We start from the raw sequence: 12,241 nt of genomic DNA, 5'->3' as shown, positions 1-12,241 counted from the left end.
TTTGGAATTATGCTATCAATGATGTTTATGTGCTTAATAGCAAGCGCACAGATGGTTGGGGGCTTCCAGCAAGGTAACGATGGACATATCTATTTTGTTGCGAATAATCAAACAGGTGCAACATTCAATATACAGATTGTCGCAGCCTCTACGGACAGGAATAACTCTGAAACTAAGACAATGACACCTAACGGAGGCTTCTATCTTGGGCCTACAACCCCATGGAGATGGTATTGGAAGAGAGGAGATAAAATTTCAGTTGTCTATGCCAATGGACAGTCTCAGACGTGGGTCTGCCCTCAAAGCGACAGCGCTTACAATCGTTCTAATGTTACATTTCGAGGGAAACATTGTACAGGAACGGTAGGTTGTAGTTGTTCGGGATTCTCTCCCATCACCAATGGAGATGTATGGCAACAAGCATACTGCAAGCATTGTGGACACAAAAAGAGTTGTCATAAATAGAAGGGTATTATAAGGCTATGACATAAAGAGGTGGGGGCTTGATGTTCCTGCCTCTCGTCATAAGAATTATTCATCATATTAAAACGAACGATTATGAAGCGGTTTAAGAACAATGAGACCATTGAGGTCTTGGGAGCATCTTTCAATGGTGTGAAAGAAATGATAGAACACGCAAGGAAGCGAATGCCAAAGGATGGTGTGTATGTGGGCGAAGACTCACAACTCTATCCTTGCTTTGACAGCGAGGACTATATGTATGAGAATCGTTATTTTACCAATCTGGTTTTCGCTAAAAGCCTAGAGGAGATAGACGAGAAACTACGCATACTGAATCAGGTGGAAAGACATGGTAACTACAATAAGCTGAATTGCGAACTTCATCCAATGGCTTATTGGCAGGGCGATATATGTCATGATGTGCTGTTGACAGAAATGGGAGATGAGCGATGACGACAATTTGTATAATTGAATAATATGAAGATACATTACGCTACAATCAGTGAAACGGGAAAGCGTCAGAACAATGAAGACGCTTTCCGTATCGTAAATGGTGAGGACGGTAACCGTTGGTTGGCAGTGGTCTGCGATGGCATGGGAGGTCACGCCATGGGAGAAGTGGCAAGCGAGACCGTTTCAGATGCCATTGTGGATTACTGGAAAAAACATACGGACGAGCCTGACAGTAAGACAAAGGTGGAAAAGGCCTGCGCCCATGCCATGAGGGCACTTGACAAGAAAGCCAACTCGTTAAACCATTGCCAAATGGGAACGACGATGGTGATGGCAAGCATTGAGGGCGACACCGTGACCATTACCCATGTGGGTGACAGCAGATGCTATTTGCAGCGTCCTAATGAAGGGCTGCTCTACCAGACGAAGGACCATGTGCGTTTGGATTATGGCTGGGAGGTCATTGACCGTTGCTTTTTCTCCTATCATCATGAGGCAGATGTCCCGGACATAGTACAGTTCAAATTGAAGGCAGGCGACAGAATGTTGCTTTGCTCCGATGGCTTGTACAAAAGCATGGCTCCAGACATTCTGTTGGCAAGGATGATGGATGAAAAGCCGCTTGCCGACATTCTTGATGTTTATGATTTCATGTGCGAAAAGCAGGGCGATGACAACTATACGGCAGTCTTGATTGAGGTAAAAGAATAAGATAGGACAGATAGTATGAAATGGTTTGGTATTATTGCCATGACATTGTTGATGACAATGACTGGCTGCAAGAAAGAAATGGGAACGCAGTATCGTGGATGCTTTGAGAATGACGATGCCGTCAGTCTTAAAGACATAATCGATATTTATGACAAATACGCAAGTGCGAAGGAAGACAGCACGGACTTTGACCTCTTTGCTGCCTTCTATGGACAGGATGCGGCAGACAATGTTCTCGAATACGAGATTGTGAGTGATACGGCATTCGCCCTGCAATTGCCGGAATATGCCGCAAGCAAACAACCGTTTCTTTCCAATGCAGAGGTGTTCTACAACTCTTGCCTGTTGGCTTTCAACGTGTGGAGCAATCACGAGTTGTGGCTGAGAGGATGTGATGGTTTTGAACTTGCTGAAGAAAAAGACGTTGTTGCCGGCATCAAGGCTATTAGCGAAGATTGCATCAGGGACAAAGAACTCCGTAAGGCTGCCAAGATTTACAAGGACAGCATCGTCATTATGATGAAGCGTTCTCCAGAAGAATGGGGCGAAGACGAACATTCCATGGATCTGTTGATTGCCTTTGGCAACAAGATTGAAGCCAAGTCCTATCAGTATTTCACTGATGAGGGGAAGTTTGTCGATTCCTTGAATGCCATGACCAAGGAACTGACTGATGCGACAAAGCCAACTCTTGAACTATACAAGCAGGTTGAGGCAGACAAAAGAGTGGAAATGATGCTGACTAGCTTGAATGACTGTTCCACTTTTGACGAGCAATGCTCCCTGTTCCTAAATTGGGCAGACAGTCCGGAAGCAGATCTTGAAGACGAGTGGATTGTGGCTGTGGCGGAGAAGCTAATGGACAGCGGCAAATACAACCCTTGTCTTAACAACATTTGGATTATATGGCGATGTCTGTATCAATATTGCTATGGCGGAATATCCCGTGATTCATCCATTCCCAACAGCATCTATAACGATATGCGCAAGAAATGCTATCAGACCTGTCTGAAGAGGATTGAGAAAAATCCTAATGATGTTTTTGCCATGAACTGTGCGGCAGCAATTGGGGGCAGGGTGAACATCAACCGCTTCGGACAGAATATGTTTGGCAATGAAGCTGTGATAGAGAAGCACACCTACTTATCCGGTCGTGACGATAAGGAGGATAAAGAAAGTGAAGAAGCTGAAGATTAAAGAAAGATAATGATTATGAGACAGAGTAAACGAATGACAATGGTTTTGGCATTGCTCCTCTCGGTGATTGGAGCTGATGTCTTTGCACAGAAGGGGGCGGATTCGGTCTGGGTAGATTCCGTTGAAGTGGATTCCGTGGCACTTGCCGAAGAGTTTAAATCGGATTATGACTTGGAAGAAGACAAGGCGAGGATGGACAGTTTGATCCAGTCACGTTACGTCATCGTCTCCATGAATGGGAAGTATGGTATCTATGACCGTGAGAAGAACGACAGTGTCACGGCTGTGGATATGGAATACATCGAGTATTCCCACTATTTCCAACCAGAAGACGGTATGTGCTTCTGCTATTTCTACTATGAGAAAGGGCTGCAATGCGGAAAAATCGGCATCAATATGAATGACAACACGAAAATGGAAGCGTTTGCCGACAATCCAAGACTCGTGGGGAAAGTGGAAGACTTTCCTGCCATAGACTCATTGATTTCGGCGAGGAGTTATGACGTGCTGAGTGAATGCATGGCGGCTATTGATGGAATCCAAGGACAGGTGTCGGTCATTGACGTAAGGACAGGTGATGTCTTGACATGGGGAGCATTGGAGAATGTAGAGGGTGACATTGTGTATGCTCCTCTTCTTAAAAGGTTTTGCAGTTCGGAAACATATATGCCTTTCGTGGCTGCCGACTGCCTCGCCCAGTCAAAAACATCTTTGGAGGACAGCGTCGATACAGGACAAGGTATTTTTGTGTTGAACGACAGCGTGCGGATAAGAGACCATAATTGGCGCAGAGGTGGTTACGGAATGTTGACATACAGACAGGTTCTGCTCAACAAGTCGAGAATTGGAATGTATCACGCCATGATGACCTTGCCTGACGGCATGGATTATTGGAAGTACGCTACTGACCAGACAAAGAACACCAATGCGTTGGAACTGGCTACGGTGTTCAACAATATCTTCCATTTGGATTCCGTGAACGTCTCTGCGGAAAGACGCGGCAATATCCGTGCAATTGCCATCGGAATGTTCAAGGAAGAAGGCATACAACATAAGCGTGCACCGAAGGACTTGGAACTTGGAGGAGTATATAATGTGGCTGATGACGGAACGGAGCAGACATTCACGTTTGTAGGCTGCTTCCCTGCCAACAAGCCGAAGTATGCTGTCAGCATGGTCGTGCAGAGAAAGCATAAGCTGCCGGCATCGCCTGCAATGGTGTCAGACAAAGCGAATGAATTGATTGAGTGGTTAAACAAAAAGTAAATACGAATATAATGAAGCAAAAAGTATTTTGGCTTGATTTGGCCGTCTGTTCTTTATGGCTGTTTGTTGCATTGGCAAACTGTAGTTGGTGGTCATTACCAACTCATTTTCTTATGGTAGTCACAGTCGTGATGAGAATCATTCTCTCCTTCACCCTTTATCGTGGGGAGAAACGAAGTTGGATTCCATTGACAGTTTTCTCGGCTCTGTTTGCCTTGCTGTCTGTTGAGGGACCGGTTATGAGGACAACGGGTGATTTCGCTGATTTGCCGTTTGTCGTTATGGGTATAAACAATGACCACTTGACCCATAACATTATAAAATGCATATTGTTGGCATGGCTATTCTTGGGACCGATAGCTGTATATATTGTTGGACTTATCAGGAAAACAATGAAGTCATCTACCTTGACTTGGAAGGATGCTTTGGGAGCGATTCTCTGGAAGGACAAAGGGACAAAGGCCTATTGCCAACTGATGTTGATTGCCATCTGTGCGTTATATGCAGGGCTTGCCATGGACATGAGAATGTGTCGTTTCGCTTGTGTCGTCCTGCCGCCTCTCAGTCTATATCTGATTGCCAGATATATGACTTCCTGTAAAGATACAACAGAGAAGAATCCTGTTGTCGGCAAACTTTGGATGATGGTAGCTGCTATGGTACTATTCTTCTATGCCCAACGCTATGCCGGGATGTGGCGCGTGTGGATGCTCGTTGCCAGTATAGCAATGGTTGCTTACGTATGTTGGCGCACTTTTGGTAAGCTAGGATTGGCAGGAATAAGCATATTGGCTACCGTATATTTGGGAATACTCCTCCCAACCTTGGCAATTGGTTATAATCAATACGCCTGTATAGAATATGGTCGCCGAGGGTTATATACGTTGGAACCATTGAGAGGCATTTTCTATATCAAGGACACTAATACGGACAAGGTCGGCTTGCGGGACAGATACGGCATACTTGTCGAACCTATATATGACAACATTGTTCATAATTCACGCAATCGCCCATTGGGAATCTATGAACTAAGAAATAACGGATGCTATACTTTGTATAATGTATATCAAAACAAAATGATGACATCAAATATCAGCGACCCGAATCTACAGGACAGTATCTGTCAAATACTTGATAAATATTGTGACAGGAATGCTTATGGTCACAGAGACAGGTTGGAAATACGTGTTACCAATAAGTTCAAGGCGGAGATTCCTCTTTCTCACGTCAAGATGACGAGAAACGGAATTAACTCATACTATGATTACTCAGACCAACCGTATATATCGGAAGACTCGGTGACTCTTCGTTCCGGGGAGTTTGCAACCGACTCTGTTGTGCGCTATGGTGACACTTTTCATGTACTCCATTACTCCTATGACGTGAAGCGTGACAGCACGGTATTATACAATATTGACCTGAAGACCGCAAGACAAAGTACACCACAACATGAGGAGTTGAATGAGTTGGCAAAGAGCATAGAAACACTATTGAAGCAATGAGTTAAACCGAAGCAAGATGAAGAACCTGATAATGCTTTTCATTGCTTTCATCACCCTTATAGGTTGTGGGGGCGGCCACCAGCAGGAAGAGAATACTTCTGAATGGGGTGACAGTATAGCCACGATAAACAACACGGCTTACTATTGGCTGCAATTAGCAGACGACTCTGCACGGATTTCAGCAGTCAGAGACAACCAGTTGGTAACTGAGTGTGTCGTTAGAGGACCAGTATATGGCGCAAGGCAATATGATGACGGAGAAATATACATCCTCTGCGGTCAAAACCAAATCACTTGGTTTGATGTCAGAAACATCCCAAGCGAAATAGATTTGATGACCGATGAGGATTTGGATAACTATGATCAGTCGCAAGAAAATGCTGATGCAATAATCGATATAGGCATGTGATATGAACGCAAGCATCCGACTGTTTCTAACTTATAGAAAACGTCGGTCTATTGTGATAGAAAACAGGTTACTACAGCATCTTTTACTACTCCAAGAAGTAATGTGACTGAAAAATCGAATTGAAAAATGGAAGAAAATTATATGGCTACCACACGGAATGGACACGAACTGAAGGATATGTACAATCCAGAAACTAACACGCTGGATATACGTTCCAATGGTTTGTACCCATCCAATGTGCTCAGCAATTTGTGCAGCAACGGTTTCCGCCTCGACGGAATGGTGTGCAGCAGTATGGAGGGTTTCTTGCAATCTCTGAAGAGGAAGGAACTCGACAAGCAGCGGCAGATATGCAGCATGAAGGGCGGCAATGCTCGGAAAATGAGCGTCACATCGTGGCAGACTGACCAGATTGTGTGGTGGAAGGGGCAGGCAATAGACCGCCAAAGCGAAGAGTATCAGCGAATCATACGCCGTGCCTATCAGGCGATGTTTGAACAGAGTGAACGGTTTCGTGCCGCACTGATGCAGACTCGTGGCATCAAACTCGTTCATACAAGCGGTGAGCCGAGTTCCTATAAAACGATACTTACTCCTGCTGAATTCTGCGACATCTTGATGAACATGCGCGACAGCTATGACCTTCGGGATAAGACAAAGGAACTGGAGGAGAAGTCTATCCGAAGGAAGAAACTCATGTATCTTCATGGTTTCGGCTCGTCGGCTGCCAGCGGAACGGTAAAGACTCTACGAGAGCTGTTGTCAGACTTTGATGTCGTTGCTCCCGACATACCCGTTGACCCTGCCGAGGCTCTGCCCTTCTTGCGAGGGCTGTGTATGAACGAAGTGCCGGATGTCGTCGTAGGCACCAGCATGGGAGGCATGTATGCACAGCAGATGCGTGGATATAACCGCATCTGTGTGAATCCCGCTTTCGAGATGTCGAAGAAGAGCAAGATGCTCACGGTTGGCACACATGAATACTTCAAGCCGAGAAAGGATGGTACTACTCATTTTGAGATTACCCCAGAAATCATCCACAACCATGCGGAGATGGAAGAGCATCAGTTTGAAGGGATTACCGAGGCCGACCGCAAGCAGGTATGGGGGATGTTTGCCGACAACGACCAGCAGGTGAATGGAGAATCTTTGTTCCTGCAATACTATAATCAAGTAATCCACTTCAGTGGCGAGCACCGTATGGATGACAGGGTAATAGAGGACGTTCTTGTACCGCTGATTTATAGATGTGTCGCAAAATGAACAACAGAATATTTGACATCATATTGCTGTGTGCGCTATCCCTGATATTGGGAAGCTGCAAGAAGAGTACCCCTGTATCTACATCAACAACAGAGCAGAAATCTGTTGTGCCTGTTGTTTGTGTATATACGTTGGGCGCAGTCAATGTAGATTTACAGCGTGCCATGATGGATTCTTTAAGAGTTCATTATCCCAAATGCAGAATGGCCGGTAATATTCACTTGCCCGACTCTGCCCTTACCACTAAAAGGAATGACCACAAACGATATAGGGCTGATGTACTGAACAAGGTGCTATGTCATTATAAGTCTGATTCAACTATTGTCGTTGGACTTACGCAGGCGGATATCGGACTTGATAATTTCAGAGGTCGTGCCCATAGCGGAATTATGGGACTTGCCAGCGGTATAGGGACAGGTGTGGCGGTATTCTCGTCCTATCGTCCTCATGGCAACGGGCAGTTGTTTAGCGTAATGCTCCACGAATTAGGTCATGCCCAAGGCTTGCGGCATTGTCCTGATATAAAATGTATGATGCAGAATGCCAAAGGTGGTAATCCTTTCCGCAAAACAAACGTATTCTGCGACAAATGTAAGAAATATATGGAATCCAAACACTGGAAGCTATAATACCTTTTATAGGAGAAATAATAAGTAGAACATATGTTAGTGATACATCCAAAAGACAAAACCACGGCGATGCTTTCAGCCCTATATGATGGGCTGGAAGCACAAGTCGTTGCCGACTACCGCACAACCAAGGAGATGGGGCGTTTGTTGCATCATGTCTCTACACAGGAGCGCATCATGTTGCTGGGGCATGGCTCAGACAAAGGACTGTTCTTTCGTGCGGATGACAGCAAGGACGAGTTCGACAAGATAATCGTGAGCCATTCCCACGCTTATCATCTGCGCAAGCATGGAGGCAACATTGTGGCTGTGTGGTGCAATGCCGACCAGTTTGCCCGTGCAGAAGGCTTGCATGGTTTGTTTACGGGGATGATAGTTTCAGAGTTAAATGAGGCTCTTTTATATCAGGTAAAGACGACGCAAGAGGAACTTAATCGTGAGAATGTGAAGTTGGCCCGTAGGCTGAGAGCATTGATTGATGAAAGAATCCCCCTGAGCGAGATACCTAAACGTATGCTGGCAATGGATGATGTCCACTCACCCTTGACCACATTCAATTACAAGAATTTCTACTATTTATGAGGATTAATGAGATGAAGATCAAGAATCTATTTTTTGCCATATATGACCAGTTGACTCGCAAAGGTGCTTGGAGAAACATCTTCGTGACGCACAACGCCTTCGGCATTTTCAGCCGATATAGCCATACGGCACGAGGAAGCGGCAAGCAAAAGATGTCTTACCCTACGAAAGCTGTTGCTTTGAGGGCTGCCAAGGCAATGAGCGAGAAGCATGGTGTGCATTTCTCCGTCTATAAATGCGCGTGGTGCGATGGGTGGCATGTGGGAAAGAATGCCCAAAACAAGGTCGTCCATGAGAACAAATCTGAGGCGAACAACCTTTCAGTTGTCAACAAGCCCAATGCTCTGTATGAGGCATTGATGCGATACCCCATTGTTGACCTTGCCCCTGTCTATGACAAAGGAGTGAGAGGCAGGACTATGTCGGGACGTGGCAGCAACTGGTTGTTGGCAAAGGTGCGTGATGCCGGTGTAAAGGTCATCATTGACCTCCGCACGGCTGACCATACCGACCGCTACGACCGCAATGTGGTAGAGGCTGGCCTGGAATACCACAGTCTGCCCATTGACAGCAGGAACACGGACGTGCATCAGATTATTAGCTCGCTTCCGCTGCTGTTCGAGTTGATGGACAAGGGTGGCTTCTATATTGCCTGTGCTATGGGCAGACACCGCACGGACATTGCCATTGCGCTTTACTATGTGATGCACCCTTCCGTTCCGTTTGAAGAGGTGCCGGAGATGAGAGGGCATCGCTATGTGGAGAAAAAGGAGTTCCGCTGTGATGACATTGCCGCAAGGCTCAACAGCATTATCAAGGCAATCACTCCCGACGAGCTTGCCATGCTAGGGTTGCCCGCAGACTATGAGGCAGAGTTTCTGAGACGTAAAAAGCATTTGTTTGATGTAAACCGTATTTTTGAATGAACATGAACTACAAGATTTGCTTTGTATGCACAGGCAATGCCTGTCGGTCACCATTCGCAGAATGTGTGACGAAGAAACTCTTGGCAGACGCAGGAATGAATGGCATCGAAGTATTCTCACTTGGTACATTGGACTGTGGAGAGTATCCTCGTGATGCTGCCATGGTGGATGTGGCGAAGGAATTGGGATATGATTTAAGTGGTACGACCACGGTTATGACACGTGAGAAACTGATGGCAGCTGATGCGGTCATTGTGTTTGACGAGCGTCACCGTGATGCCATAACACGAGTATTGGACTATAGCTATTGGAACAAAATCGTTCTGTTCAACAAGATGGCATTTGATGAAGACGGCAATGTGGAAGACCCTCATTACCAGACTGCAGCTGTATATCATCGTGTGGCTAAACACATTGAAAACGGTTGTAAACGATTGGTAGAGCAGTGGAAACTACAGCCACCAAAGCCTAAAGATTGAAGATTGCATGAATGCAATGATAATATCCCTTTGGCTAATGTGGCAAACAGGCACAATAGACCAAAGGGATATTTTTTTTCAGCAGAAAGTAGGGATAGATGATAGAGAATGGTTACAAATGCCACTCTCTTATCATAGAAGTAAAACAAAACAGTGGAGGATAGAAAGATGCATACGTCAGAAGCCGAGAAAGATTGGTTGCGCCGCATCTGCGGAGGACAGCCGGTGACAGAACAGCAGACAGCCCCTGCAAAGGAGGCTGAGCACAAGCCTGTAGCAGAGAAGAAAGCCAATGGTCATGGATTTGGAGACATTGCCGGCATGAACGAGCTGAAGGAGTTTGTGACCGAGGGATTTATCAACGTACTGAAGAACCGCAAGTGTGCCGAGGTATATGGCATCAAGCCTCCCTCCATGCTCTTTTATGGTCCTGCAGGTTGCGGCAAGACGTTCTTTGCCGAGAAGATGGCCGAGGAGATAGGCATCAACTTCATGAAGATCGTGCCTGATGACCTCGCCTGTACATGGGTACATGGAACACAACAGAAGATAGGCGAAGTATTCAAGGATGCGGAGAAGAAAGCACCCACACTGCTGTTCTTCGACGAGTTTGATGCCATGGTGCCCAAACGCTCCGGTGACGAGGCAAACCAACACTATGACAGTGAGGTCAACGAGTTTCTCTGTATGCTCAACAATGCCTCCGAACGTGGTGTATATGTCCTTGCCGCGACCAACCATCCTGAACGCATCGACAAGGCTGTGCTACGGACAGGACGTATCGACGAGATGGTGTATATAGACATGCCCGACAAGGAAGCCCGCAAGAGTCTGTTCACGTTGGCACTCTCCAAACTTCCCTCGGATGAGGGGATAGACATCAACAGACTGGCAGAGCTGAGCGAAGGTTATAACTGCAGCGACATCAGTTACATAGTGAGGTCGGCGGCAAGAAAGATGTTCAATGCCACTATCAAGGGCTGCACAGACGAGTACCAGCCTATCAGCCAGGCTCTGCTCGAAGAAGTCATTTCCAAGAAGCGTCCTTCTGTCAGTGGCAGAGACCTGCGGGAATTCGAGCGAGTGAGGAGTGAGTTCTCTCCAAAGGATGAGGGCTGTCGCCACGCCACTATAGGTTTTAGATGAATAATAATCAAATTTTTGTCATGTACTTAAAAGTTGTTTGTAAAATGTTGTAAATGTTAATATTTTGATTGTTTATTACGAAAACTTGCGCAAATAATAAAATAGGAATATATTTGCATACGACATCAGACAACATATAAAGAATTAATGTTTAATTTTAAAATATAATATTTATGAGTGAATTAGGTTTGGTATTGCTCTTGTTGGCAGGTTTTGCTCAAGGGTCTTTTGGCTTAGGTATGAAGAAACAGTCTCCATTGTCATGGGAGTCGTTCTGGTTGATTTATTCATTGTTTGCTATGCTTGTCGTTCCTTTTGTATGGGGATACGCAGGTTTTGATTCCTTCATGGAGTCAATATTAATGACAGATTCGAAAGTAATTATGACATCACTGCTTTTAGGCTTTTTGTGGGGTATTGGTGGAATTTTATTTGGAATGAGTGTCTCTTATGTTGGAATATCTATAACCAATGGGGTAGTAATGGGATTGGCCGGAGGTCTTGGAGCCATAATTCCTTTGTTTGGCATAGAAGGGGCTACTCATCAGCCGTCGTTTATTTATGTGATATTAGGAGTGGCTATAATGTTGGTTGGCGTGGCTCTTTCGGCATATTCCGGAATTCTTCGTGAAAAAGAACAGAATGTAGGTTCCTCAAAGGTGAATAACAGTCAGAAATCATCTTTGGTAAAGGGACTCGTAATTGTTGTATCGTCAGGTATTCTTTCTTCTCTTCTTAATGTAGGTTTCGAAGCTGCGATACCGATTATTGACAATGCGAAATCTTTGGGTGCTACGTATTCGGCTTCTTCTATACCGGCAAGGGCTGTGGTTGTTTTTGGAGGATTATTGATGAATGCGGGTTATGCCATCTTTCTGTTATGTAAGAATAAGACTTGGGGTGATTTTAGTTTTAAACAACAAGGAAGTATCACGGCTTCAGTATGGGCTGTAATTACAGGCTTTTTGTGGTTCTTGCCTTTAGGTTTAAGTGGAATTGTCTCGGTTTCTATAGGTGAACTTGGAAATGTTATAACATGGCCGGTAATGTTGTCGTTATCATTAATATTTGGTAATATATGGGGGTATCTGACAGGTGAATGGAAAAACACCAAACACTCGTTTCTATTGATGATAGTTGCTTCTGTCATATTGATTGCAGCTTGTATGATATTGACTTTTAAAGATAGTTTTATAAATTAATAAATTCCAAAGTT

The 12,241-nt window shown here is 45.1% G+C and carries 14 protein-coding genes; all 14 read left to right on the top strand.

Annotation, left to right across the window (positions count from 1 at the left end; translation table 11 throughout):
• Positions 1-27 precede the first annotated feature (27 nt).
• Positions 28-465 (top strand): hypothetical protein, encoded by a 438-nt coding sequence (locus KSX81_RS01190; RefSeq protein WP_131797390.1) that lies wholly within the window; start codon positions 28-30, stop codon positions 463-465.
• A gap of 93 nt (positions 466-558) precedes the next feature.
• Positions 559-915, top strand: coding sequence for a hypothetical protein (locus KSX81_RS01185; protein ID WP_004320199.1), 357 nt, complete (start codon positions 559-561; stop codon positions 913-915).
• Positions 916-939: 24 nt separating this feature from the next.
• Positions 940-1,626, top strand: coding sequence for a PP2C family protein-serine/threonine phosphatase (locus KSX81_RS01180; protein ID WP_004320197.1), 687 nt, complete (start codon positions 940-942; stop codon positions 1,624-1,626).
• Positions 1,627-1,641: 15 nt separating this feature from the next.
• Positions 1,642-2,823, top strand: a complete 1,182-nt coding sequence (locus KSX81_RS01175; RefSeq protein WP_004320194.1) for a hypothetical protein — start codon at positions 1,642-1,644, stop codon at positions 2,821-2,823.
• Between the two features lie 15 nt (positions 2,824-2,838).
• On the top strand, positions 2,839-4,089 hold the full coding sequence (locus KSX81_RS01170; RefSeq protein WP_195637960.1) for a hypothetical protein: 1,251 nt from the start codon (positions 2,839-2,841) through the stop codon (positions 4,087-4,089).
• An 11-nt stretch (positions 4,090-4,100) separates the two neighbouring features.
• Positions 4,101-5,591, top strand: coding sequence for a hypothetical protein (locus tag KSX81_RS01165; protein ID WP_004320190.1), 1,491 nt, complete (start codon positions 4,101-4,103; stop codon positions 5,589-5,591).
• Between the two features lie 16 nt (positions 5,592-5,607).
• Positions 5,608-6,000, top strand: coding sequence for a hypothetical protein (locus tag KSX81_RS01160; protein WP_004320187.1), 393 nt, complete (start codon positions 5,608-5,610; stop codon positions 5,998-6,000).
• A 126-nt stretch (positions 6,001-6,126) separates the two neighbouring features.
• Positions 6,127-7,263 (top strand): YqiA/YcfP family alpha/beta fold hydrolase, encoded by a 1,137-nt coding sequence (locus KSX81_RS01155; protein ID WP_004320185.1) that lies wholly within the window; start codon positions 6,127-6,129, stop codon positions 7,261-7,263.
• Positions 7,260-7,892 (top strand): matrixin family metalloprotease, encoded by a 633-nt coding sequence (locus KSX81_RS01150; RefSeq protein WP_004320183.1) that lies wholly within the window; start codon positions 7,260-7,262, stop codon positions 7,890-7,892. The genes KSX81_RS01155 and KSX81_RS01150 overlap by 4 nt, the downstream gene beginning before the upstream one ends.
• Before the next feature lie 33 nt (positions 7,893-7,925).
• Complete coding sequence (locus tag KSX81_RS01145) at positions 7,926-8,474, top strand: hypothetical protein (protein WP_004320181.1); 549 nt, start codon at positions 7,926-7,928, stop codon at positions 8,472-8,474.
• An 11-nt stretch (positions 8,475-8,485) separates the two neighbouring features.
• Entirely contained in the window at positions 8,486-9,400 is a 915-nt protein-coding gene (locus tag KSX81_RS01140) for a hypothetical protein (protein ID WP_004320179.1), read from the top strand.
• Positions 9,397-9,879: a hypothetical protein gene (locus KSX81_RS01135; protein ID WP_004320177.1), complete on the top strand. Its 483-nt coding sequence runs from the start codon at positions 9,397-9,399 to the stop codon at positions 9,877-9,879. The genes KSX81_RS01140 and KSX81_RS01135 overlap by 4 nt, the downstream gene beginning before the upstream one ends.
• Before the next feature lie 168 nt (positions 9,880-10,047).
• Entirely contained in the window at positions 10,048-11,025 is a 978-nt protein-coding gene (locus KSX81_RS01130) for an AAA family ATPase (RefSeq protein WP_004320174.1), read from the top strand.
• Positions 11,026-11,198: 173 nt separating this feature from the next.
• A complete protein-coding gene (locus tag KSX81_RS01125) occupies positions 11,199-12,227 on the top strand; it encodes an L-rhamnose/proton symporter RhaT (RefSeq protein ID WP_004320169.1) in 1,029 nt (342 codons plus the stop codon).
• Positions 12,228-12,241 lie beyond the last annotated feature (14 nt).

The organism is Bacteroides sp. MSK.18.37 (assembly GCF_019129155.2).
In the GTDB taxonomy this organism is placed as follows: domain Bacteria; phylum Bacteroidota; class Bacteroidia; order Bacteroidales; family Bacteroidaceae; genus Bacteroides; species Bacteroides ovatus.
Note: the sequence above shows the minus strand (reverse complement) of the source record. Positions and strands in the feature narration are given on the sequence as shown.